This window comes from Glutamicibacter sp. 2E12 (assembly GCF_050030965.1).
In the GTDB taxonomy this organism is placed as follows: Bacteria; Actinomycetota; Actinomycetes; order Actinomycetales; family Micrococcaceae; genus Glutamicibacter.
In genome coordinates this window covers 1,927,612-1,951,167 of the sequence record NZ_CP188297.1, presented here as the reverse complement: position 1 = coordinate 1,951,167, position 23,556 = coordinate 1,927,612, and the positions used below count along the sequence as shown (strand labels likewise).

The 23,556-nt window shown below is 56.4% G+C and carries 19 protein-coding genes and 1 pseudogene; 8 read left to right on the top strand and 12 right to left on the bottom strand.

The genetic code is table 11. From position 1 onward, the window contains the following. Positions 1-57: 57 nt before the first annotated feature. The 5 genes from ACP3TE_RS09165 to ACP3TE_RS09145 form a co-directional block, all read right to left on the bottom strand. Positions 58-1,818, bottom strand: a complete 1,761-nt coding sequence (locus ACP3TE_RS09165; protein WP_426733262.1) for an ATP-binding protein — start codon at positions 1,816-1,818, stop codon at positions 58-60. After that, positions 1,815-3,056, bottom strand: a complete 1,242-nt coding sequence (locus tag ACP3TE_RS09160) for a hypothetical protein (RefSeq protein WP_426733260.1) — start codon at positions 3,054-3,056, stop codon at positions 1,815-1,817. The genes ACP3TE_RS09165 and ACP3TE_RS09160 overlap by 4 nt, the downstream gene beginning before the upstream one ends. A gap of 604 nt (positions 3,057-3,660) precedes the next feature. Then, the gene (locus ACP3TE_RS09155; RefSeq protein WP_426733258.1) at positions 3,661-4,959 is read right to left on the bottom strand and encodes a restriction endonuclease; all 1,299 of its coding nucleotides are present in this window, start codon (positions 4,957-4,959) and stop codon (positions 3,661-3,663) included. Between the two features lie 217 nt (positions 4,960-5,176). Next, complete coding sequence (locus ACP3TE_RS09150; protein ID WP_426733256.1) at positions 5,177-5,875, bottom strand: Abi family protein; 699 nt, start codon at positions 5,873-5,875, stop codon at positions 5,177-5,179. Between the two features lie 189 nt (positions 5,876-6,064). Next, complete coding sequence (locus ACP3TE_RS09145; protein ID WP_426733255.1) at positions 6,065-6,829, bottom strand: YfbU family protein; 765 nt, start codon at positions 6,827-6,829, stop codon at positions 6,065-6,067. Positions 6,830-7,555: 726 nt separating this feature from the next. On the opposite strand from ACP3TE_RS09145, the gene ACP3TE_RS09140 reads away from it, so the two are divergent. Next, on the top strand, positions 7,556-8,242 hold the full coding sequence (locus tag ACP3TE_RS09140) for a hypothetical protein (RefSeq protein ID WP_426733254.1): 687 nt from the start codon (positions 7,556-7,558) through the stop codon (positions 8,240-8,242). Positions 8,243-8,697: 455 nt separating this feature from the next. Here the strand turns inward: ACP3TE_RS09140 and ACP3TE_RS09135 are convergent, their stop codons facing one another. Both ACP3TE_RS09135 and ACP3TE_RS09130 read right to left on the bottom strand, forming a co-directional pair. Beyond that, positions 8,698-8,856: a hypothetical protein gene (locus ACP3TE_RS09135; protein ID WP_426733252.1), complete on the bottom strand. Its 159-nt coding sequence runs from the start codon at positions 8,854-8,856 to the stop codon at positions 8,698-8,700. Positions 8,857-9,175: 319 nt separating this feature from the next. After that, positions 9,176-9,331, bottom strand: coding sequence for a hypothetical protein (locus tag ACP3TE_RS09130; RefSeq protein ID WP_426733251.1), 156 nt, complete (start codon positions 9,329-9,331; stop codon positions 9,176-9,178). 229 nt (positions 9,332-9,560) lie between these two features. On the opposite strand from ACP3TE_RS09130, the gene ACP3TE_RS09125 reads away from it, so the two are divergent. After that, positions 9,561-12,347 carry a DUF4365 domain-containing protein gene (locus tag ACP3TE_RS09125; protein WP_426733249.1) on the top strand — a complete coding sequence of 929 codons (2,787 nt, stop codon included), beginning with the start codon at positions 9,561-9,563 and terminating at the stop codon, positions 12,345-12,347. A gap of 131 nt (positions 12,348-12,478) precedes the next feature. Next, positions 12,479-13,723 (top strand): hypothetical protein, encoded by a 1,245-nt coding sequence (locus tag ACP3TE_RS09120; protein WP_426733247.1) that lies wholly within the window; start codon positions 12,479-12,481, stop codon positions 13,721-13,723. 618 nt (positions 13,724-14,341) lie between these two features. Here the strand turns inward: ACP3TE_RS09120 and ACP3TE_RS09115 are convergent. The 3 genes from ACP3TE_RS09115 to ACP3TE_RS09105 all read right to left on the bottom strand — a co-directional run bounded on the left by ACP3TE_RS09115 (position 14,342) and on the right by ACP3TE_RS09105 (position 15,348). Beyond that, positions 14,342-14,563, bottom strand: a complete 222-nt coding sequence (locus tag ACP3TE_RS09115; RefSeq protein WP_426733245.1) for a hypothetical protein — start codon at positions 14,561-14,563, stop codon at positions 14,342-14,344. 136 nt (positions 14,564-14,699) lie between these two features. After that, positions 14,700-14,855 (bottom strand): hypothetical protein, encoded by a 156-nt coding sequence (locus ACP3TE_RS09110; protein WP_426733243.1) that lies wholly within the window; start codon positions 14,853-14,855, stop codon positions 14,700-14,702. Between the two features lie 49 nt (positions 14,856-14,904). Further along, on the bottom strand, positions 14,905-15,348 hold the full coding sequence (locus ACP3TE_RS09105; protein WP_426733241.1) for an SRPBCC family protein: 444 nt from the start codon (positions 15,346-15,348) through the stop codon (positions 14,905-14,907). Positions 15,349-15,455: 107 nt separating this feature from the next. On the opposite strand from ACP3TE_RS09105, the gene ACP3TE_RS09100 reads away from it, so the two are divergent. After that, positions 15,456-17,123, top strand: a complete 1,668-nt coding sequence (locus ACP3TE_RS09100) for an alkaline phosphatase D family protein (RefSeq protein WP_426733239.1) — start codon at positions 15,456-15,458, stop codon at positions 17,121-17,123. 17 nt (positions 17,124-17,140) lie between these two features. Here ACP3TE_RS09100 and ACP3TE_RS09095 read toward each other — a convergent pair. Both ACP3TE_RS09095 and ACP3TE_RS09090 read right to left on the bottom strand, forming a co-directional pair. Next, positions 17,141-17,353 (bottom strand): annotated as a pseudogene (locus ACP3TE_RS09095) (IS110 family transposase); the annotation flags it as partial. A 230-nt stretch (positions 17,354-17,583) separates the two neighbouring features. Continuing rightward, on the bottom strand, positions 17,584-18,309 hold the full coding sequence (locus tag ACP3TE_RS09090; protein WP_426736161.1) for a FadR/GntR family transcriptional regulator: 726 nt from the start codon (positions 18,307-18,309) through the stop codon (positions 17,584-17,586). 175 nt (positions 18,310-18,484) lie between these two features. Between ACP3TE_RS09090 and eat the strand changes: the two genes are divergently transcribed. From eat to ACP3TE_RS09070, 4 genes are read left to right on the top strand one after another with little or no spacing between them, the layout of a single operon-like run. Beyond that, complete coding sequence (gene eat / locus ACP3TE_RS09085) at positions 18,485-19,921, top strand: ethanolamine permease (protein WP_400341496.1); 1,437 nt, start codon at positions 18,485-18,487, stop codon at positions 19,919-19,921. Positions 19,922-19,972: 51 nt separating this feature from the next. Beyond that, a complete protein-coding gene (locus ACP3TE_RS09080; RefSeq protein ID WP_426736159.1) occupies positions 19,973-21,364 on the top strand; it encodes a glutamine synthetase family protein in 1,392 nt (463 codons plus the stop codon). Positions 21,365-21,383: 19 nt separating this feature from the next. Continuing rightward, the gene (locus tag ACP3TE_RS09075; protein ID WP_426736157.1) at positions 21,384-22,154 is read left to right on the top strand and encodes a gamma-glutamyl-gamma-aminobutyrate hydrolase family protein; all 771 of its coding nucleotides are present in this window, start codon (positions 21,384-21,386) and stop codon (positions 22,152-22,154) included. Next, positions 22,151-23,551, top strand: coding sequence for an aldehyde dehydrogenase family protein (locus ACP3TE_RS09070; RefSeq protein ID WP_402735020.1), 1,401 nt, complete (start codon positions 22,151-22,153; stop codon positions 23,549-23,551). Before ACP3TE_RS09075 ends, ACP3TE_RS09070 begins: the two co-directional genes overlap by 4 nt. Positions 23,552-23,556 lie beyond the last annotated feature (5 nt).

Here is a 23,556-nt window from a genome sequence, read left to right as displayed (position 1 = left end):
CCACCGAGCAAACGAGTTTCCGGGTTTTTCGTGCTCACTCAAGGACAGTGAAAAAGTCTATTCTTGTAATAGTTTGACAACGTGAGGAATGTCAACCTCAAGCCAATCCTTCTGCCATTCGGTACGGAAAAGGATGTCGTTTGAGTCAGGTTTATCAGTTATTTCGTCGATGCGAACAAGTGAGGGGACTGAAACCGAGTCCCCGATGATGATGGCTTCTTGCTGTTCAAGCGTAGGCAAAGCATCTGTGATGGCGTTGAGGTTATCGGGCAACAACCGCTTTACGTATCTCTGATCCGCTGGGTTGGTGAGACGCATTGCTACGAAGTTATTGCACTGCGAGAACACCGTCTCGGATACCTCCGAAGGTCGCTGGCTCACAATCATCAGGGAGATTCCGTACTTCCGGCCTTCCTTAGCGATGCGTTCAATGGATTTTTTGACGGTACCGTATTTCGCGCTCTCGTTTTGAGGTACATAGTTGTGGGCTTCTTCGTAAACCAGCAAGAAAGGAAGTTGCTGCTCTTCTTGTTTACGGAACTTCTTAAAATGAAAATTGAAGGTAAATATGAGTCTCGTAACTAGGGATACCACGACGCTCAGCACTTCGAAGGGTATGCCGCTGAGGTCAAGTATTGTTATGTTTGTTGGATCGTCGCCATAACCGGTAAATTGACGAATAATATCCGCAAAATCATCCGTCAGGTAGTCGTTTCCATCGTGCTTTTTAGGCGCTAGTAGGAAATCCAAACGATCGTCAGTATGGCGCGCTTCTAACCGCATGAGAAAGCGATTGAAATCCCCGTTGAATGGACCTCCATTAGCCTTATTCGATGCCGAACCAGACTGTTCCACGAACTTCTGGATGCCTTCGAAGTAGTGTTTAGTTCGATCCTTGACGAGAGTCCCGTCAGCGAATTTGGGTAGGTTTTCGTCTGGTAATCGGCTGATCATTTCGCTGTTGAGGTTGGTCAGGTAGTTGATTACCTCTTTTAGACTGAAGTAGATCGGTGAGTCATAGGAGACGGCAGACCCTCCGTTCTGCGCGTATTTGCGCTTGTTTTCAATGACTGCACTGCGAAATTGAGAGACCTGGTTATGGGAATTAAGTTCATTACTTTCAATGAACATCTCTTCCAGCTCTTCCGAGTTCATCATCCAATATGGCAATCGGAGATCGTTCACGCCGATCACCCGAGCTTTTGGGAACGCCGAACCGTATTCCCCGTGAATATCAAATATCAATATATGAGAGTTATTTAGAACGCTTCTAACTTCTTGATCTCCGCTAGGAAGGATCCCCTCTTGGAGGATCTTGGCGACTGTACTGGATTTGCCAGAGCCAGTAGATCCGACAACTCCGATATGTTTTCCGAAGAATTTGTCGCCGTCTACATGCACCCGCACGGTATTTTCTTGGGCAAGCGTTCCAAAACTGAAGCGTTTGGCCTCAGGTACGGATGCGTAGATCTTCTCGAGCACATCTGTATTGGCGATTTCAACATGTTTTGGTGGAATCGTTATTTGCTTCCCGCCTCGCTTGAACTCCCCTTTTTCCAATCGACCTACCGGTTGAGTGTCAATGATGAATTGTGCGTCCCCAACGGCAGTTCCATCGGCGGATTGCATCCGTTCCTTTATTCTGTAGCTCTGAACAATGGCCACAACTGTGGATCCGCTATCATCGCTAATTTCTACGTAGCTTCCGATTTCAAGCTGGTGAGAGAGACCTTCATACATGCTTGTGGAGGTAACTTCGATTTGGATGAGGTCCGGTGCTACGCCCACAACCCTGGTGATCTCTGTAATGTCAGTCATTTTCCAAGCTCCAATACTTTGGTGAATTGTTCCAAGGTGATTCCGGGCAGCAGCAGCACAGAAGTTGACGGATCCAGATGGCTAGGACTGGAATCGCTGGTGCTTACAACAGTTCCTACTGTGTTTCCATCTCTGAGGAAAAGAGAAAAGGAGCTTTCCCTGACTATTCTGATGTCGTACAACGTACGCGTGATTTTACGATTTTTCCCATTGGTGTTGATCACCGGGGCGCGGGCCAGCAAGCGGGGATTGAAGGAAATAGTTTCACCCCCGTCGTTGATCGCGATGTCGGCATCGAGCAATGAACGTTTTAGTTCCATGAGGGCCGGGTGGCCATCCGGCAGCACAACTGTCCATGGCGTGGCTGAATCCAGTCGGCCCACGCCGTACTCTTCTGTGGCTAGGCGCTTCACGACATCCGCGAATTTGATGGCTGATTTTGTTTCCCAGGCGAAAGGATCGTCGACGGCAAGAACACGGTGGCGTCCTGGATGAAAAAGTCTCCCAGCGCTGGCACGTTTTCCGATCTCCCGCACGTATCTTTCGATTCCTAGATGTTCCCGATGCCACCGCGTGAATAGGAGTGTCTTAGTGTTAATCATGCGGAGAAAAGTATCCCGAGTAATAATTCGCTCGTTGCTGGCTTTTCGCATGGCCAGATCCATTACGACAGTTAACGCATTACCGTAGAACAGTTCTTCCGCCTCATCGCGATGGCATTCTAGGGCCCGCGCGAGCTCAGCCATCACAAGATTTCGCTGCTCACGCCGTTCGATGCCTTCGCTGATCGTGAAGTTTTCCAGGAACCGATTCAGATCATCGTCGGTGTACATTTCGTAGTGAAACACAGTGTGTGGTTCTGGCTTACGTTTGTGTTCCGTGAGGCTGGCTTTGAGATCGTCAATCGAAAGTGAAGTGGGAATCATTCTGTCGGTTTCACTAAAGTAGACGTGCAAGCGGTACTTCCACGTTCGCCCGTCGACAAATCCTTTCAGCATGGGGACTATGGCTTCCCTCAGCGAAGGAAGGGAAAACGTGCGGCTGGAGTAGTACTTGCACTGGACAGCTGTGGACGAATCAGCTGCAAATACGTCGATGTCCTCGATGCCTTCTACTTGGATGTGATTACCATCCAGAGCTCGCAGGATTAGAAGTATTGAAAGATCAAACTGATAGGCATAGCCCGCTATGGAAGCGCCAGCAGATCGATCTCGTTCAACAGCAGTCTCACTACTCACAACAATGCCCCAAACATTCATTGCGGCGCCGAAAGACTACGTCGAGCCGTGGAGCCAAGGGAGTGCATATCTGAATTCAGAATGAAGAAACCCTTGCACGAGGTGTCTTCACAGATCATCCTAGACGGCCCTGCGTGTATATCTGAACCGTCCCGGAAATTATGCCGCCAGTTTACTGGCAGCTTCATCGGGTAATGAACCGCTCATTTCATCATAATAGAGTTCTTCGAATTCCATCGGAGTGCAATTTGAACAGTCTCGGGTTTAATGCTGTTGTCTTTTAGAGAAAGACAGCGAAAAGATTCCCGGGACGCTTCATGCATTCTCTTGTCTTATCCACGTGGCCCTGCAGATGATTCCGAAAACCATGCAACAGATTAACCCGATATGCTATTCGCCGTGCAATCCACAGCAGTGGAAGTATCAGGCTCCGAACGGTTGTGGTGCTCGGCGCAGCTCTCGCATGTGGTCACGTCGGGGGTGATAATAATTATCCAAGCATTAGAAAGCTCTGCCCCGCTAATCGAGGTAAGAGCCGCACCTTCGGAAATCGGAACCGTCAACGACGAATTCTATTCAATTAAAATTTACATAGGTAACGCACCTATTGTTGGAGTTCATTACGAAATCGCAGAAACTGCCCGTCCGGGTGTTTTTGCCGAAAGGTTAGGACCTCTTGAAGCCCCCCGATGAAGTCCGCAGATCTCTCGACGTCCCGAACAACAGGGCAATCTTCACCCGCTAATAGTGGAATGCCAACAGCACAAGGCTTCTCAGTATCAAAAATAATCAGTTGCTTCGAGTCTTTGGCAGGGTACCGTCCCAGCTGACGGAAGAACTCTTTCGCATCTACGGGGGGAGCAAACGCAGCTGGGTCCGTCATCACCCGAGCACAATCAGTCGCACAAATGTCTCTAAGCTGTAGTTGAAGATCTCCCAGGATAAAAGGCAATAGATGTTCATGCCAAACTTTGACCGCCCGACGGTGGGATTCTTGCTCGTCCTCGGGTATCACGAACGGTGGATTCTCAAGCAATGAGGCGATTCTTCCAGGTTCAAGATAATCTAGCACCCCGGCGATAACGTGGGCAGCTGTCCGTATAGCTCGTTGCGATTCCAAAGGCCGGGGTAATTTGTGAAATATCCTCATAGGCATACTGTAAGAAGCCACCAATAGTGCAAATGGCGCAGCTGTAGCGGGCAAAAGCTTCATCCACGGTCGAGTCGACAAGGAGCCTTCGCTATACAGGAACATGACGATCAGTTCAGCCACATCTTCATGATTAGTGATCGATTCCTGAGAATCCCAGAAATACTCCTTATCAACAGCAGATGGCATTTCACCGAGCACGTTGAACCGATGAAGTAGTAGGTCAAGTCGTTGAATATCGCCCAGCGCCTCCGGCAGTGTTCTTGCGGCGACCAATGGGTATTTTCTAACCAATTTCGATAGATTCTCTCGGTCCCACAGATACAGTGTGGGTTTTTCGTGGCTACGGTTCCACTCGCGCACCCAATCTTGAGTGGGGTTACTGAAGACGCTATTAGTGCAAAAGGCAACTACGTCAACTTCGCTGTATGCCAATGCAGTCAGCGCGGAGTCCGCAACAAGCGACCTCGATATGGTGCCGGCGCGCCCTTTCGCTTCGATCCACCACCGTTTGCTGGTTAGACTGCCGTCTTCCTGCGGCTCGGTGAACGTTGCTTCGATGTCGCGGCCTCCATCAGCAGCGTTGATTCCCGTAGCGGATCCGGCGCGCCACACCATATCGTTTGCGCCCATCTCCTCAATGAGTCCCCAAAGTAGCTCTTCAAGCTTGGATCCCATGACGTCACCCCAAAGGACGTGATCCGCCAACGGAGCTGTAGTGGGAGGTGTGGAAGGTGGGATGGAGTTCGACATGCCACAAGCTTAGTTCCACCTGACCCATGCCAGAGAATAGGATTAGTTCTTCCTGAAGCCGGATGGCCCGGCATCTACTTCGAAGCGCGCTTGGCGCTCGGCTCTCCCAAGCGTTTCTATGCGAAGGCGTTGGCCATGACGGAGGTCGTGAAGCATTAATTGCATTCTATGGCCTGCTTCTCACAATAGGCTGCTAGGGAAAAGCAAAAACCACGTGCTACTGAGGAGGGCGAGCAGCGATGGTTTTGCGGACGGTGGAGTGCTTACGCACAAATGTGTTCACTTCTGGTCCTAAAAGTTCTGTCACGCGGAGCAAAGCGTCGTGGTCTATTTGTGGAGACTTGTCGAAGATGGACTCATGATGCGCGATTCGGTTCCGCAGTGTCGCGAGTTTTTCTAGGTCTTCATGCAACTTTGCAGGGTCGACTGCCTTTGTTCGATCTACGTATCTAAATTCAATTTCTAGGCAGTCTTCCCAGAGATCTTGGCGCATCTGCTTGGTGAAAAGGTACTTCCAGAATCCGAAGGACAACTCAGCAAGGATCTTGCCGCGTGGCATCGCCGGATTCTTTGTGAATCCGGAATATTCACGGGCGTCTTCCAACTTTTCGCTAAGTTTCCTGACTGTGCCCTGCGTACGAGGCCCAGTGGGTAGGACTAGGTGCGTATTTGCCTCGGACTTCAACCAGTCTGTCCCCCGGGCAATTTGGTTACCCCGTCTAAACATCGCTTTGTCGCAGGAGTTACGTAGAGCAACTTCAAAGTGGGAAAAGTCCCTAAACAGAGCGGCACCAAGGTCTACGTTCCAGGAATAGAATTCAAGAGCCAGCACGGGGTTTCCATTTGCAGCATCCATGTACTTCATGAAGCGGTCTTTCGAAATCCAAGGGGGATTTCCGTCACTGCTCTTGGCCAATCTATGGCTCCTCTAGATATAAGTGTTATAGTCGTATCAATGAAAGCTCGTTTTGCGAGTTACTGGATGCTTGGCTTAAGGGCCCCTCCCTCACCCATGTGCGTGAGTGCGAACCTTTGATCCAAGCATCTGCCTTTTAAACAGATCGCCGGCTTCATCTATGTCCCGGCTTTTTCCCCTGAACAACGGCTATCTATTTGAGGCGTGTTTCCGCGATGCCGCGATCTTCCTGAGCTCGTCTTCGGCGAGGAGGTAGCTCTTCAAGCCTGATTTTCGGGTTCGGGCCTGCTTCACTTCGCGGTATTCGGTCAGCATCCGCGAGTATGCAGGAAGCGTCTGGTGATGTGAATTTCCGTGTTCCGGCCCCAGGATGAAGTCTTCCTGTTCCAACCACTTGCCGTCCTTCACAAGGAAGCGAGCGTAGTCGGACAGGTGACCTTCTAGCCGGTCATTGTGGTCGAAGCCTACAAACTTCAATGCCCGCTGGAGCGACTCCTCTATTTCCGCTCCCTGTCTTTGTAGCTCATTGATGCTGAACATGGCGATCCTGAACATCTCAAGTACGTCCATGACGAAGTCACAATGGCGCGGGCTGAGCTCGGGCTGAATACCAACGAACTCCATGGAGTATTCCCTGGTAAATCCCCTCTCAAGGACCTTTGCCCGCTCCAGCTGGTATTCCTTATCCCCATCGACGTCGTTGGAATCTTCGGGCAACACCCGGCCAAGAATTCTGTGCAACAGTGCGAGTGTATGCCGGTCAAAAGCCGAGAGTGTGTCGGGCTCCAATCCCTCGCCCCTGCTGTCCCTGCTTCCATCGTCCTCCCGGAAAGCAAAGACTGAATCCTGCAGACGATCTCGCACAAAATCGCTAAGCGTCTGGTGCGCTTCGATAGCTTTGGCTTGCAAAGCGTCCCTTACCGAATCGTCGATGCGAACTGTGATGGTAGCCATGGGCGCCCCTTCTTCTATCGGAATACTGTAATACTAAACTTACGACATGTCTTACGCAACTACAAGTGGTCGCGTTGATTCACCGTCCCCTTGTTTTTCCTTGGAGGTGAAATATTCAGCAGTACCAAAGGTGTGGCTTGTGAAAGGGCTAAACGTCCGAGGCTATCGCACGACCCGCTAACAGCAACCTTTTTGCTGGCGGAGGCTCTCGAACGTACCAAAGGTGTAACAGAGGTCGTTCCTGTCTGAGTCTGTGCTCCCCGGCGACTCCTGGGTCATGGACGGGTGGCATTTTACGGCTGCAGAAAGTCTGAAATTCAGCGGTTGATAACCGCAAGGCACCTAGTGGTTGAAGCTCGTCCAGGATGCAGATATGGCTGACAAATGCCCATGGTTTGCTACGATCGGGTCAAGCTACACAAGGGGTGGGCCTATCCGATCGGCCGGGATGCAATCAGCGCAGCTTTGGTTTCCGCTGGCGTAAATCTCGATAGACACGTCTTCAGCATACCCAATTCGGATAGGCCGACGGGCCCATTCGTTCGGTGGGTGCGCTGATTTTCTGGCGCGCAACCAAACCGCCGGCGAGAACCTAGCGACGTGAAGAAGTCAGGCTATCGTTGAGGCACGCCAGCGTTCCCTCGGGTACTTGGCAGGTCATTGGCCGTCAGGCGGACCATCTCCGGATCTACCCGAAGTTTCCAGACGCTAAAGAGGAAGGTGGCTATGGCACGAGAACTTGAGCCAAAAATTATGTTGGCCGAATGGCTGTTTGTTGAAACAGTCGATGATATCCGACGCCGCAGTCACGACCCAGGTACTCGAGACCGCTACGAGTTGCTCGGTATCGCCCCGCTCGTCCGAAAGCTTCTACTTGATAATCCCGGCCTGCTTGACACAGTGCGAGCGGCTCGTCCGGATGTGCCTACTAATTTCCGAATCAAACAGTGGAAAGCGTCCGAAGAAGCTCAAGAAAGGGTGGCGCTGTCCTACTGGCTTCGTCTCGGTGGGCCCGAGCTCGTTGGCGGACCGGACTATCCTGCACTGACCAAGCTCAAGCAGTTCGTCGGCGCAACAGTGGGTGAAGTCGATGGCCAAGCTCTGACTGTTAGAGAGATAGTACGGCACTACGCGCATGTGGAGGGTGGCGTTCACTTTGGCGTACCCAAAGAACCAGAGCAGCTCGTGCTGAGAAAAATGGCGCCATTACTCCTGGGACGGTCAACTGGACAGATTGAAGTTCTCGCGCATATTGGATCCATCGTGGTGGATGCACTGACACCGTTGCGCAACTCGATTCTCAGCTCACCCATGATTGACACCCGTATGCATCACCTCAACGAATCTGGCTACTTCGATGGCCACTGGACCGAAGTCCACTACGCAAAAACAGCGGGTCACCTTCACAAGTAGAATTCCCGTATGGCCTTCCGATTACGGACGGCTCAACGCAATGCAGTGCAGACGATTTTGGACACACAATGCAGTTGCCTTTGGAAAACGACAGCCGATGATTGATTCAATGGATTTTGGTGGCACTTGCGCCGTCGAAGAACTGGCAAACCGGACGACACAGAGGCTGGCCCCTGGCAGTACGCTGTAGGGTGTTTGGCCTTACGAGAATCGAGCGCGACAGAGCCCGCTCTAGGGCTGATGACCGTAAGGTGCGCAAGTAGGCACAACCGCCTGTACATCAGTCGACGACATTCCATCGTAGGTCGCTTGGGCGCCCGCCTGTCGTACAACGTATTCCAACCTTCCCCGGTCTAGGGTCTTTGTACTGAGAATCTCTTTGAGAGGCGTCCTCGAATGTATCCGCGGAAGTTCGGTCGATGCCCACCGAGCTCCTTGATGTACCGGAAAAGCAACTAGGCCGCTGCAGGCGCTCCGGGGCGGAGCAGCGGGACCAGGCGGGTATGAAGAATCTGAACTTCGCCGAACGCTTCTTCGTTGAGCTCGAAGAGGTCGATGGCATCTTCCATTTCGCGGACCTGACGACGTACGGCGGCATTACTACGGCTAGCCACGAAAGCTTCCTCCGAGAGTTACGCATGAGCCATCGACCCCCGTTCTGTATGCGATCCGTCTGCTAGCCGAGCTGTCATTCCAAAATTCACCAGACCGCGCACTCCGTGCCGGAACGCGTTGCGCATGGAATTGATAAGTCGGTATCCGAAGCTTCGATCGTACAGTTCCGAAAACTCCGCCTCCGCTCTGGTCATGAGCTTTTCTTCAACAGTACGGTTCATCTGCGCGGTGACGTGTTCGTGGTATAGCTTCAATACTGTGCTGTAGTTGAGGATCCGGTATTCGATGAGGGGTAACATCCATTCATCGGGTGAACCTCTAAACGGTGTTATGAGCCGCCATCGCGGTGTCCCATTCCTCGGTACTCAACTCGCGTACCTCGGTCCACTGGTCCTCGCCCGGCTTTGTACTCGCGTATCGGTAAAGCGCATGCACCGTTTCTGGCTGTGGCTCACCCTCGGCGTTGTCGTTCATATGCCCGTTTTGGCAGACGTCCTAGAGCCGGACTGAGTCGCCACACTGCCTTGCCGAATCACGTGTTTAGCAGTGCAGTTGACGTCGAATAGCCCCAATAAGGAACGTACACAGCAGATTTTTCGTTTACAGGGATCTAAACGGTTTTGACTCGATGGGGTCCTGTGCATATATGCCTCACTGCTACCGCGGTCAGAAGCAGGAATGAGAAGTGAGACATAATGGCAACATGGCGATGCGGGCAGGCAAGACAGAGCGAATTGGGACCTCGGGACAATCCAAGGTTAAGGCTAAGTTCGAGGACCTAGAGTGGGGCGCCAACCCCAACGATGACCACGATTTAGGCACAGATTTGTGGTTGCAGGCACGCGACGAGAGGCGGTTTGATCTGGGTGCCCTGGTAGGAGCCCAAGTCAAGTCTTCAGACGATGCTAGCTGCTCCTACTTTTCACGACCGTCCGCCGCTGGCGAGGTTGACGGCTGGTGGTACAGCGAGTCCGATCAGGATCATTTCAAATACTGGACCGAGCATGCAGTCCCGCACATCTTGGTACTTCATAACCACGACTCTGAAATTTCATATTGGGTTCATGTCACCAAGGATGCCGTTGTCGACACGGGCAAAGGGGCCAAGATTTTGGTTCCTGCTTCGCAGACTCTGGACGCTGCGCACCGCGACCAGCTAGTTGCAGTAGCAACCTCGCGGCGGACGGGCACTACCTGGGCAGGCAGCGTCTGGTCGAGCCAAAACAAAATTTTCCGGGAGGATCGCCTGAGGTATGCAGCTATTGCGCCTCGTCTGGTTGCCCCACATCCCAACGCGATGCCCAAGACCTTGGAACCGGAGCAGGCACTGGCCCTATTGACTCAGATGCGCCTGCGCGATCTTGACTCCACTCATAACTCGGATCGCCAGTACCTCCCAGTCGAAGAGGCCTCCATTTCTGATAATTGGCGGTGGCGCCTCTATGCAGCACTCTACAAATATGTAAATACGGCAGACCCACAGTCGTTCGATTCGGTTACGGCTTCTGCCTCAACGGCAGAGGAACGCGTTGCATCCTCTGCCATGCAGGCCGCGTCGTTCATGGAAAGCGGGCGCTGCCAAGAGGCACAGAGGGTGCTGATTGAAGCCCTTGCCTATGACGACGCTTCACCGGCAGACAATGCCTGGCTGAAGGTTCAACTCGCCCGATGTTTACGGGATATGGGAGATGCGATTGGTGCTCAACGCATTGCTCTGGATATCCAGCAACTACGTCAGTCGGCTCCGGAGGATCCCACGGTCATTGCAGTATGTGGAGTGGCCGCCAACATCATATTTTCCACATCACCAATGGGCAATGGTAACTTCGGCGAGACGGTAATCGGCCGAGACACGCCTCCCGCCTGGTGGCGAACCCAGGTCCTGGCCACTGGGTTGAACGATCATTTTGCCGGGGATTTCAAGACCTGGGCTAACGATGAAAGCGTCACATGGGGAAAATCCGATACAGCGTGGCTTAGTCTGCGTGCCGTATCGCTGATGAGTGGGTTTGCCGGGGATCACCCAAACTGGCGGCACAGTTTGTCCCTACTCGCGCAACGACAACTGATGACATGCGGCGACGCCTCCATCAAACCAGTGACGGTAGCGCTGCATGACCTCCGATGGTCTGGAGACAAGAAAGCTCTGGACCAGGCCACCAGGAGGGTCGTTTGGGACGGCCCCGCTATAGCGGCACAGCAGGTGGGTCGGGAAATCGATCTAAGCTGCTCGACCCGAACATCAATTCAAAATGACATCTCCTTCCTGATCCGCGCAGCCGACGTACTGGACGCATCGACTGCCGACCGTGCCGTCAAATGGGCACTGCAAACGATCACAGACCCCCGCCCCTTTATCGAGCGATACCAGCCCATGTTTACGGTGTGGCATGATGCCCTGAAACTGCTCGCAGCAGCGGTACCAGCAGCGTCAATTGGCTTCCGGCGGAAGGCTATCGATCATGTTTTGGCGCTGCCCATTCAGGCAGATCAGCATCGCGCACTCCTTTTTGCGCGCGTACTAAACGCAATCGGTCAATCGACATGGACCAGCGCCGACACGGCAAAACTCCGTTCACGCGCTGCCGGCGATCATCATGAGTTCAAGGTCACCATCGACTCACTGTTGGCCGAACAAGATGAATCCGTTCGAGAACGACTCGTCGAGGAGGTCCGTTCCGGTTCCCTCCAAGCTCTGGACAGCATCCCCGATTTACGAATTCTCGATACTGAAGCAGCGAGATCCGTGATCGTCGTTCTGCGGTACGAGTTAACTCAGCAACAGGACGCCGCGCGTGGGGGTGCATACGGATTTGGGGGCAGAGACTTAGGGCGGACGCTTTTCTTACTGAACGTGTGGCATCCTGAAGCAGCTGACTGGGAACCAGTCATCGAGCTACTAACGGAACCGTCGACAGCAGCAGATCACCTCAGAGGCGCTCTGTCGGTGTTCCCTTGGATGCCCGAGCGAATTCCTTCACCTGTTGTTGAGCGAATTGTCCCTTTGCTGCGCGAGCGAATGACACATGTATCGGAAGGGGATCTCTCTGATGGGTCTGACATCCGTGGTTTGGCCGCAGATGCACTCAATGCGATACGCCCCGGCGCGCTCACCAAGGAAGAGCTCTGGTCCCTGATGGGTGGGACCCGTGATCAGCGTTCCTCGGCAGTGTTTGTCATTGCTCGGCGAAAAAACCCAGCCGATATCAATCTCTTGGCATCCTTCGCCTGTGATAAAGATGCAGATGTTCGCAGTGCAGTTGCAAGCTCCTTGGCTGGTTGGGTGCGCGAAGGAGTCAGCACCCAGGAATCGGAGCAACTCTTGGTAAAACTACTCCAGGAACCCGGCATCCGACTTGCCCGCAACGTCAGCAGCACCCTGGCCGGCGTACAGCCAGACGCCTTAAGTGAATACAGCAATGTAGTCGCCCTTCTACAGAGTCATATATCAGCCGCTGTGCGAAGCACTGTCCGGGCTGCAGCAGAATAGAGGAAAGGATTGTAGCCACATCGAGTTTACCAAACAACCCAGTCACGCCCGATCTGAGAGCCAGTTTACAAGATGAAACCCGGCATGCAATTAGTCCTCAACCCCAACGATCAGTCAGGAAAGCAGGCCCCATGGATGAAGCCAGATCATTCCGAGATCAAATTCGTCAGGCGGTCGACCCCCGAGGAGAGCATGAATTGCTCGCCAACCTGGTCAACGTCTCGGCCGAATCAGCTGATTGGCTTTCCATATTGAGCAAGAGCATTGGGGATAAACACTCGCAACTCCTCGGCATGAGCGTTGAATACCGCCGGCTTTTGGAATCCATGGAAGAGGCCCTGGAGCTTCTGGTTCCCCGAGGTTGGGCCCCATTCAGCATGGACACGAAAGCAGTCGAGGAGGCCATTTCTTTGCTGCGCAACGGGCGAGAAGAGGAAGCCGATACACTGCTGGCTGGACAGTGGGACGGCGAATGCTCCTGGAGAACGAAGCGCGTCTGTACCCGCGTTTCCGTCCTGGGCGCAGGTGAAAGACAAGGCGATTACCACGGCATCTTCAAAGGGAGAGCGCGGCTTCTTGGGAAGGCACGGGAACATCACGAGGCCGGCAACTATGAAGCCTCGGTCCCTTTGATCCACGCTCAGATGGAAGGGATCGTCATGGATGTCGCCGGTGGAAGGAAGTTCTACACCAAGGGAACCCATAAAGCCGATCTGGTCGATCCCAATCAGCTGGTCAGCATCGAAGCATGTTTGGCAGCACTTCAAACCGTCTATGGCCAGAATGTCCCAGCGACCCAGTCTGCTGGCAGCCTGTCCCGTCATGGAGTTGCCCACGGGCGCGAGCTTGCCTACGACACCCGGGTGAATTCTGCCAAGAACTGGTCTGTACTCGACGCCCTCGTTGCGTGGGCGCGGCCGATGGCCGCATTGGAAGCCCAACGGCTCCGGGAAGACAAGGAATCGGCCAATGCGGGCCGCATGGGCGCCAACGAGCTGGGACGCCGGATCGATGACCGTGAATTCCGCCAAACCAAGAACATGCTCCGAAAACTCCAGACCTCGGCAGCAGGCTGGCACAGACAAAACGGCAAGTTCCGGAACGATCTTGTGGGAGGCGTCTACGCTGCCAAGGACTTCACCAAAGCAGGGCTCCCCGAAGACCATGGAATGCGCATGGAGATATCTTCCGACGGCCAGTATTCCTGGTTCTGGCGCGAGACCGTTTCCGGCTGGTTCCTGGCGGCAGCCGTCGGCATCCAGGAACGCGGGTTTGGTGAATGGCTCTATTCGGGCCCGCGTCCACCAAACGGATCTCCAGTGAACGATAAAGAAGCTTGGGGCGAAGTTTTCGATACGCCAGCGGACTGGGGATAGATGTTTGGTCCAGTTCTGCTGTATAGAGCAATTACGCGTATGAATATCCTTGAACCAAGTACGGGCCACTTTACAAGCCGGCTAAACCGGGATTAATCATGCCAATCCCCGACAACAGGACATATGACAATTTGACGTTATCCTACTGCCTGATCTGATGAATAGCTCTCGATGACATGGCATCTCCGTTGTAGGGCGCGTTGTTTCAGAAAGCCCCGTCGTCACAGGGATCATTGGCTGCCGGAGTGCACCTGTGCAATCGCGGCATCTCCGCCGCTTTCATGCCGCGAGCGCGCCAACATTGATCAGTCCTTCGAAGACGCAGCCGAGTCCAAAAGTCCATGCCGAAGTCAATTTCTGCCTCGACGGGCGGATACTCGTGCCTAATGACTTGCGATAGGAACAGGTAACTGGCCAACAGCTACACCGCTTCATCCAGCTCAGTCTCTAAGCGATGCGAATCAAACACCTACAGCTCTTGCAGACTCGGCTCGGAGAGTGAGATCGACACGGCGACCCGGGGCTTTTCGGAGCCCGTTATGATGTTGACAGCTTCTTAAGTCCCAGGAACATCGGAGCTGTCGGCAGACCAATCTCGGTATGGTGTCCTGCCCCTGCTTATCCAACAGTCCAGGGGTGTTGCCACGGAGATTGGGATGGCAGCTTGCTGATTAGGAACGTCACCACCCACATGTCCCAGATGTCCCAGATGTCCCAGATGTCCCAGATGTCCCAGATGATCGTCGCCGCCAGGATGACCCCGGGGCAAGCGCCACCATCGTCATATCCCAGGGTCGGCGCCCGGCGGTCCGGACCGTCACCACGACCACCATGATCCACAGGCCCACCACCAATAAGAAGTTCAGGTCGAAGAATGCCAGGGACTTTCGAATTCGGCGCCCTCGGCGAAGGGCGCGAACACGTTCTCGGTGAACCCGCGAGCGCCGAAGAGCACGGTCCAGTCCGAATAGCAGGCTCAGGCGTAGGCGTTCTTGGAGGCGACGGCCAACAGGGCGGCCACCACGGTGAGGATCACCAGCACTCGCTCGATGGTGAAGAAGCCCGGGTTGATCCGCCCCGGATTGCTGTGTTTTCCCAGCGGACCGCCGATGAGCTCGGTGATGCGTGGCACTGCACGGTGTTTTGCCTCGTCATCGACGAGCTGCTCAGGGCAAAGGCCCTTACCCGGAGGCCTCGGTGAACTGCGCGGCCAGCCGTTCCAGGGTGCGTTCCATATTGGGCCCGGTGCTCCGGGTGAAGCCCATCAGCCGCAGCAGCCATCGATGCCGCACCCGGCTCGCGTCCCAGGTTTCGCTGACCATTGTCCCGGACCCGACAGCTTCCAGCTCGTAGCGCCACCGATGCCCGCTGAAGTGCCGCCAGGCGATCTGCCGGTCTTGCTCGAATTCCACCACGGTATTGCTGATCCGGTACGGAACCCCCAGGCGCATCTGCATGCCGAACTCGCTGCCCAGGCTGAGCTTGCTGCCCTGGGCGTTCGAGGTCCGCACCGTTCCAGAGCCGTCGATGACCGGGTGCATGGCCGGATCCCTGAGCAGTTCGAAGATCTCTGAAGGCGCGGCAGCCACGAGGCGGCGGGTTTGCAGATACGGGGATGGACTCATCAGCCCATCCTAGGCATCATCTGCTCCCGTGCCAGGCAGCCGGGCCTATCCCCAACGATGTTGTTGTGCCATTCTTGGTTGACCTGCACCCTCAGGAAGGGAAATCGATGAGCCAGCGAAGCGATCAGGACCTTGTCCTTGGCCCGATGCTCCGCCACGTTGATGCCACCTCCGCCAGTATCTGGGTGGAGACCGCTAGGTCTGGCACCGTCGAGGTCCGTTGCGATGAAGACACATTCCGTGCGCCGACTTTTGCTGCCCACGGCCACCACTATGCGTTAGTTGAGGTGACGCGGCTGGAAGTTGGAAGCGTCAATCCCTACAGTGTGCATCTTCAGGGGAGCGATATCTGGCCGCGCGAGGATGGCTTCCCTGATTCCATGATCGCCACCATCGACCCCGCCAAGAATCCACGGTTGGCCTTCGGATCCTGCCGCACCAGCATTCCGCACGACGCGGCGGGCAACCGCAAGCACGGAGTGGATGCGATGCGCGCCTATGCCCTGTCCATGGCGGGCCCGTCGCACGGACCCTGGCCGGATTTGATGCTCTTCCTCGGGGATCAGGTTTATGCGGACTCCACCAGTGATCAGATGCGCGAGTTCATCCGCAGCCGGCGCGATATCAGGGACGACCCCGGGGCGGAATTGAAGGATTTCGAGGAATACGCACACCTTTACCAGTTGGCTTGGTCGGACCCGGCCAACCGTTGGCTTCTTTCCACCCTGCCCAGCGCCATGATCTTCGACGACCACGACATCCGCGACGATTGGAACTCCTCGCGCAGTTGGAAACAGGACATGGAGCAGAGAAGCTGGTGGCACGAACGCATTGTTGCGGGACTCGGCTCATATTGGATCTACCAGCACCTGGGCAACCTCTCCGACGAGGGGCGGGCTGCGGATCCACTGTGGCAACGCATCGCGGCCCACACCGGCCCCGAAGAATTAGATATCACTGCCGACTTGGACCGGTTCGCCGAGCGCGTCGATGCCGCACCGGAAGAATACCGCTGGAGCTACTGCCGCGACTGGGATACGGTACGGCTGATCGTGGTGGACTCCCGTGCCTCCCGCAGCCTGAACCCCGAAGCCCGTGCCCTGCTCGATCCACCGGAAAATGCGTGGCTCGACGAGCACATGCAAGGAGGATTCCGCCACCTGCTGGTCGCTACCTCACTGCCCTTCCTGCTGCCCATGGGCCTGCATCACGTGGAAGCGTGGAACGAGGTCTACTCCTCCGGGGAACACGGCCAGATCTGGGCGTGGCTCGGGGAACGACTGCGCCGGGCCGTGGACCTTGAGCATTGGGCGGCGTTCCAACAAAGCTTCCAGGGCGTCGCCCGGTGGGCCACCGAGGTCGCCGATGGCAAGCGAGGCTCCGCCCCGCAGTCCGTCACGTTCCTCTCCGGCGACGTGCACTTCTCCTACGTTTCCGAGGTCGAACGCGAGAACGGGAGCAGGATCCTGCAAGCTGTGTGTTCGCCCATCCGCAACCCACTGCCCCGGTTGATGCGCTACTTTGCCGCAGCCTTGGCCTTGGGGCCGGCCGTTCCGTTCGGGGCTTGGATGGCGCGCAGGGCACATGTGCCAGACCCGCCTTTTCGCTGGAACGGCATCAAGGGGCCGTGGTTCGACAACAACCTAGCCATCCTTCAGGACACCGAAGACGGGCTGGTGGTCAGCTGGGTCACGGGGGTGGTTGAGCACGGAGACCACCTGAACCCGAGGCTGGAAACCGTCGTAGTGGCAGCGATCCAACCGCGCGAGAAATGACGCGACCGTCAGGTATCGGGGTGGGTCTCCACCATGGCTTCGAGGTGAGTGGTGACGTCAGCACGCTTGGCGTGCAAGAAAAACAGCTGCCGAACCATCGGCGGAATGACTAACCCGATTGCATCGGTACCGATAATAATCACGCTTTGCTTGTCTAACGCATCCATCATGGCCGCAGCCTAGGCGCTATGCCGGCGAGCTCCATGTTTCTTTTACTTCGCATCGATACGACGGGTGAATTGAAGGGCTAAGAGTTCCTGCGCTTTCCGTGGTCATTGCTCGCCTCCAGGAGTGTGGGATCCAGCAGAACTGCTTTTCATGTGAAACAGGGAATCGATTCGTTTCATCGCTTTTCGGCAAATCCATGCGTGGAACGCATCGCTGCGTAGAACGATCACGGATCCCGAGGCGACCTCAAGGAAAAATCCGAAACTTCGCAACTGCCGTTCTTGTACAACGGCTAATCCAGGAATCCGCGCAGCAGGGTCGCAGTGCCATCAAGATGTTCTTGCATCAGCTTCTTTGCGCTGGCTCCATCGCCGCGGAGGATGGCGTTTAAGATGTCCTCGTGCTGGCGGCTCGAGTGCGCGATATTCGGCTTCAGGAACGGAATCCGGTCCAGCAGCTCGCTGGTTGCGTCGCGCGCTTCAGCGACAGCTTTTGCCAGCATGCTCGAAGCTGACAAATCGGCGATCATGACATGGAGCCGGGCATCCAGCGGCCGGTAGTTCGTCGCGTCGGCCGAATTGACGGCTTCGTGCGCCAGCATCAAATTATTTCGCTGGGTTGCAGTGAGCGATGCTCCCGCGGCCAATTCAGCTGCGGCAGGTTCCACGACCGATCTGAATGCAAGCACATCCTCAATGCGTGCACAGTCAGAACCATCCAATGGATTCTCATGCGAATTCGGTTGAGCCGCAACAACCGTTCCGCCGTATCGGCCTCGCTGCACCTGCAAGTAGCCTGCGCTCTGCAATTCCGCCAACGAGTCGCGCAATGTTGCTCGTGAAACACCCAGGGCTTCAGCAAGTTCCCTCTCCGCAGGCAATTTTTCGCCGGGCGGGAAGACACCTAGCCTCATGGCGCGCAACAGTTGCCCGAGGGTCTCCTCGAAGACGTTTCCCCGGCGCACTTGCCCAAGGAACCTCATCCCGTCCCGGGAATCCAATGGTTTAGTTTCGGCCATGATCTAAGAATGGCACACAATTTGGTTCAAGAAAACACCTTTCATTTTCTCTTACCAGCTCCATCTTCAAAACTAACCTATTGACTTTCCTTCGTGACCCCTGCCACAGTTGAGCGCATGCAAAGGACTGATTTCAGTCCATTAGATTCAGGACTCATGGACCGAGGAAGCTCACATGACCAAGAATTCACACATCGACTACGCATCGGTCGACAAAGACTATCTACGACATAGGCAGCTCAAGAAAGGCGCCGCAGGTTGGATCCTGCTTGCCGGTTTGGGTATCGCCTACGTCATTTCCGGTGATTTTTCAGGCTGGAATCTCGGCTTGGCCGCTGGCGGCTGGGGCGGACTGCTCATTGCCTTCGTGCTGATGGGCATCATGTACACCTGCATGGTATTCGGTCTTGCCGAAATGTCATCCACCTTGCCCACCGCGGGCGCAGGTTACGGCTTTGCCCGCAGGGCCATGGGACCACTAGGCGGTTTCGCCACCGGCATGGCAGTGCTCATCGAGTATGCCGTGGCCCCTGCCGCTATCGCCACCTTCATCGGCGGCTACATCGAGGCCCTCGGCCTGTTCGGGATGACCAATTCGTGGCCCGTCTACCTGGTCACCTACATTGTTTTCATCGGCATCCACATGTGGGGCGTGGGCGAAGCGCTCAAGCTGATGTTCGGCATCACCGCTATCGCCATTGTGGCGCTGGTGGTCACCGTCTTTGGCCTGATACCGCACTTTGAGCCAAGCAACCTCTTCGACATCGTGCCAGACGGTTCGGCCGGCTCCTCAGCCTTCATGCCGTTCGGCATTTCCGGAACCCTTGCCGCGCTGGTCTTCGGTATCTGGTTCTTCCTCGCAGTAGAGGGTGTCCCCCTTGCCGCAGAAGAATCGCAAGATCCGAAACGCGATATGCCCAAGGGCATCATCACAGCAGTCATCTTCCTGGTCTTCTCCGGTGCTGCCATGCTCATCCTGGTGCCCGGAGTCGCGGGAGCCGAAGCCATGAGCGTTTCCGGCTCCCCACTTCCCGAGGCGCTGCGCGAAGCCTACGGGCAGAATTCGGCGCTGGCGAACTTCGTGAACTATGCGGGACTGGCAGGTTTGGTGGCCAGCTTCTTCTCTATCGTCTATGCCTACTCCCGGCAGTTGTTCGCCTTGTCCCGTGCCGGCTACTTGCCCCGGGTGCTCTCGCTTACCGGCTCCCGCCATACACCGTGGGTGGCCCTGCTGGTTCCAGGCACCATCGGATTCATCCTGGCAGCAGTCATCCGCAATGGCGACCAGCTGATCAATATCGCGGTCTTCGGAGCCACCGTCTCCTACGTGCTGCTGAATCTAAGCCACATTGTCCTGCGGATCAAGGAACCCGACCTGCCCCGCGGGTATCGCACCCCGGGCGGCATCGTCACCACTTCCATTGCGCTGGTGCTGGCTGTCATTGCCCTCATCGCAACATTCGTCGTGGACATCCTCGCCGCAGGAATCACCGCAGGAGTCTTCGTCCTGGCACTCGCGTACTTCTGGTTCTATAGCCGGCATCGCCTGGTTGCCAGCGCGCCCGAAGAAGAATTCGCCATCCTGGAGTCCGAAGAAAATGCCCTGAAGTAAACCGGTCCCAGGCCACAGAACCAATCCCCGACAATCGAAGGAACATTCTCCATGCAAGACATCCAAGAACTCGTCAAGGCCTCCAAGAACGAACGCATGCTAAGCGTTGAACAGTTGACCGAGGGCATCCGCACCGGAGTCTATGATTCGGTCATTCTCGCCTTCACCGACATGCAGGGCCGGCTCCAGGGAAAAATCGTCCATGCCCAGTTCTTCCTGGACACCGTGCTGAATCACGGCACCGAAGCTTGCAACTACCTGTTGGCAGTGGATACCGAAATGAACACCGTGGAAGGCTATTCGCTGACCAGCTGGGACACCGGCTACGGCGACATGGAGTTCGTGCTGGATTACGACACCATCCGCCCAGTTCCGTACTTGGAACGCACGGCGCTGATCCAGACCGACTTGGCCACCACGGACGGACGTCCGGTTCCAGTGGCCCCGCGGTCCCTGCTCAAGGCGCAGCAGGAGAAAGCCGCTGCGTTGGGCTTGCGCGCCATGGCAGGTACGGAACTGGAGTTCTTGATCTTCAACGACTCCTACGAAGATGCGCAGCAGCGCGGCTACCGGGACCTCACCCCTGCCAACCAGCACAACGTCGACTACTCGATCCTGGGCTCAATGCGCGTCGAACCGCTACTGCGCGATATCCGCAACGCCATGTACGAATCGGGCATGATCGTCGAATCGGCCAAGGGCGAGTGCAACTTCGGGCAACACGAAATCGCTTTCAAATACGACGACGTGGTCACCACCGGCGATAACCACACCTTCTACAAGCTCTCGGCCAAGCACATGGCCTCGCAGCGCGGGCAATCCATCACCTTCATGGCCAAGCCCAACCAGCGCGAAGGTTCCAGCTGCCACATCCACATGTCGCTGCGAAAGCTCGACGGATCCTTGGCCTTCTGGGACGAAGCCCGCGGAGAACGCACGGAGATGTACAACCACTTCATCGCCGGAGTCTTGGCCACGATGCGGGAGTTCACCCTGTTCTACGCCCCGAATATCAACTCCTACAAGCGTTTCGCCAAGGGGTCCTTCGCGCCTACCGCCGTTGCTTGGGGCCTGGACAACCGCAGCTGCGCGGTCCGGCTGGTGGGCAAGGGATACGGCGCACGCATGGAGAACCGCTTGCCCGGAGCGGACGCCAACCCGTACCTGGCCATGGCCGCCATGCTGGCGGCCGGTCTCTACGGCATGGAGAAGAAGCTGGAACTGCCCGAGATGGTGACCGGAAGCGCCTACGACGCCGGATCCCAGCATGTGCCCCAAACCATGGCCGAGGCCCGAGAGCTCTTCGCGAACTCGGAAATCGCTTTGGAAATCTTCGGCAAGGAAGTAGTGGAGCACTACACCCGCTACGCGGACGTGGAAATCGAGCAGTTCAACGCGGCGGTCACCGACTGGGAAGTCTCCCGCGGTTTCGAACGCCACTGATCACGAAGGACAACTACAAGTGAACTATCCATCGGACCCGGCAGCGCAGCGCAGGCCGCGCATCGGGCTGACCACCTACTGGCAGGAAGCCAAATGGGGTGTCTGGGAAAGTACCGCGGCCATTGTCCCGGGCAAGTACATCAAGTCAGTGGTTGCAGCCGGTGGTACGCCAATGCTCCTGCCACCGGTTGCCACCGACGCCTCCGTCTTGGACGTCCTGGATGGGCTGATAGTCATCGGCGGCGTGGATGTGGATCCTGCCAACTACGGGCATCAACCGCACCCGCGCACGGCGGCACAGCCGGAGCGGGACCTGCACGACATGGCTTTGGCCGCCGCCGCGCTGGAGCGGGCCGTTCCGCTGTTCGCCATCTGCCGTGGCGCCCAGGTGCTCAACGTGCAGCAGGGCGGAACCCTGAACCAGCACCTGCCCGATGTCCTTCCGGATGCTGCCGAAAAGTACCAGCCAGCTCCCGGGGTCTTCGGCACAGTGGATTTCACCACCGCGCAGGGTTCTCTGGCGGAGCAGATCCTGGGCAACCAGGCCAGTGCTCCGTGCTACCACCACCAGTCCCTGCAGGAGGTAGCCAAAGGCCTTGAGGTCACCGCCCGCGCCAGCGACGGGACGGTGGAAATCGTTGAAATGCCGCAGGCCCGAGGCTGGGTTCTGGGCACGCAATTCCACCCGGAAGAGAACTTGGAAGATATCCGGCTCATGCAGGCTTTCATCCAGGCTGCGCATGACTACGCCACCAGCAAATCTATTTCGACACCACAGGAAGCGCTATGAGCACTGATACCGCAGTGAAAGACACCTTTACCGTGATCAACCCGGCGACTGGGCAAGCAGTCCAGGACGTCGCGCTGGCTGATACCGCGCAGGCGGATGCCGCAATTGCCCGGGCCTCCGAGGCTTTTCCCGCCTGGAGCCAGGTCGCTCCTGCTGAGCGCGCCGCGCTGCTGCGCAGATTCGCGGCCGCAGTAGACCGCGATCTGGAGAATCTGGCCCAGCTGGAAGTGCTCAATGCCGGGCACACCATCGGCAACGCCCGCTGGGAGGCCGGAAACGTCAGGGATGTGCTGAACTACTACGCAGCAGCCCCGGAACGGAACTTCGGCAAGCAGATTCCCGTCGCAGGCGGAGTGAACGTTACCTTCCACGAACCGCTGGGTGTCGTTGGGATCATCGTTCCATGGAATTTCCCCATGCCGATCGCGGCGTGGGGGTTCGCCCCAGCACTGGCCGCGGGCAATACTGTCGTGCTCAAGCCAGCGGAACTGACACCCTTGACCGCCATCCGCCTGGGCGAGTTGGCCCGCGAGGTCGGTATCCCCGAGGGTGTCTTCACCGTCATCCCGGGCAAGGGCTCGGTAGTCGGCGAGCGCTTTGTCACCCATCCCGACGTCCGCAAGGTTGTTTTCACCGGTTCCACCCAAGTGGGCCAGGGCATCATGCGCGGATGCGCGGACCAGCTGAAGCGTGTCACCCTGGAGCTGGGCGGCAAGAGCGCCAATATCATCTTCGCCGATGCCGACCTCGACAAGGCAGCCGCCCAGGCACCGGGCGGTGTCTTCGACAACGCCGGACAGGACTGCTGCGCACGCTCCCGGATCCTGGTGCAGCGCAGCGTTCTGGATGCGTTCATGGAGCGATTCACCCAGGCCGTCGCGGCGGTTACTGTCGGGGATCCGAGCGACGAAGCTACGGTGATGGGCCCTTTGGTCTCCGCCAAGCAATTGAAAACGGTGTCTTCGTTCCTGCTCGATGAACAGGGAAACCCCCGCAGCGATATCGCCTACCAGGGAAAGATCCCCCAGGGCGAGGGTTACTGGTTCCCGCCTACGGTCGTGGTTCCCGAAGATCCGCAGGACCGGATCCTGCGCGAAGAGATTTTCGGCCCGATCGTTGCGGTAATCCCCTTCGAGGACGAGGCCGATGCCATCCGCATTGCCAATGACTCGGAGTACGGGCTCTCCGGATCCATCTGGACCCGGGATGTGGGCCGCGCCCTGCGCGTGGCCCGCGCAGTCGAGGCCGGGAACCTGTCGGTGAACTCCCATTCCTCGGTGCGCTATTCCACTCCTTTCGGCGGCTACAAGAAATCCGGACTCGGCCGCGAGCTGGGACCAGATGCTCTCGAAGCCTTCAGCGAGGTCAAGAACGTCTTCATTGACACCGAAAGCTGATTTAT

What these genes read in the sequence shown, in the direction of transcription:
- ACP3TE_RS09165 (WP_426733262.1), bottom strand. Translation starts at nt 1,818, where the DNA reads ATGACTGACATTACAGAGATCACCAGGGTTGTGGGCGTAGCACCGGAC.
- ACP3TE_RS09155 (WP_426733258.1), bottom strand. Translation starts at nt 4,959, where the DNA reads ATGTCGAACTCCATCCCACCTTCCACACCTCCCACTACAGCTCCGTTG.
- ACP3TE_RS09145 (WP_426733255.1), bottom strand. Translation starts at nt 6,829, where the DNA reads ATGGCTACCATCACAGTTCGCATCGACGATTCGGTAAGGGACGCTTTG.
- ACP3TE_RS09140 (WP_426733254.1), top strand. Translation starts at nt 7,556, where the DNA reads ATGGCACGAGAACTTGAGCCAAAAATTATGTTGGCCGAATGGCTGTTT.
- ACP3TE_RS09130 (WP_426733251.1), bottom strand. Translation starts at nt 9,331, where the DNA reads ATGAACGACAACGCCGAGGGTGAGCCACAGCCAGAAACGGTGCATGCG.
- ACP3TE_RS09125 (WP_426733249.1), top strand. Translation starts at nt 9,561, where the DNA reads ATGGCGATGCGGGCAGGCAAGACAGAGCGAATTGGGACCTCGGGACAA.
- ACP3TE_RS09120 (WP_426733247.1), top strand. Translation starts at nt 12,479, where the DNA reads ATGGATGAAGCCAGATCATTCCGAGATCAAATTCGTCAGGCGGTCGAC.
- ACP3TE_RS09105 (WP_426733241.1), bottom strand. Translation starts at nt 15,348, where the DNA reads ATGAGTCCATCCCCGTATCTGCAAACCCGCCGCCTCGTGGCTGCCGCG.
- ACP3TE_RS09100 (WP_426733239.1), top strand. Translation starts at nt 15,456, where the DNA reads ATGAGCCAGCGAAGCGATCAGGACCTTGTCCTTGGCCCGATGCTCCGC.
- ACP3TE_RS09090 (WP_426736161.1), bottom strand. Translation starts at nt 18,309, where the DNA reads ATGGCCGAAACTAAACCATTGGATTCCCGGGACGGGATGAGGTTCCTT.
- eat (WP_400341496.1), top strand. Translation starts at nt 18,485, where the DNA reads ATGACCAAGAATTCACACATCGACTACGCATCGGTCGACAAAGACTAT.
- ACP3TE_RS09080 (WP_426736159.1), top strand. Translation starts at nt 19,973, where the DNA reads ATGCAAGACATCCAAGAACTCGTCAAGGCCTCCAAGAACGAACGCATG.
- ACP3TE_RS09070 (WP_402735020.1), top strand. Translation starts at nt 22,151, where the DNA reads ATGAGCACTGATACCGCAGTGAAAGACACCTTTACCGTGATCAACCCG.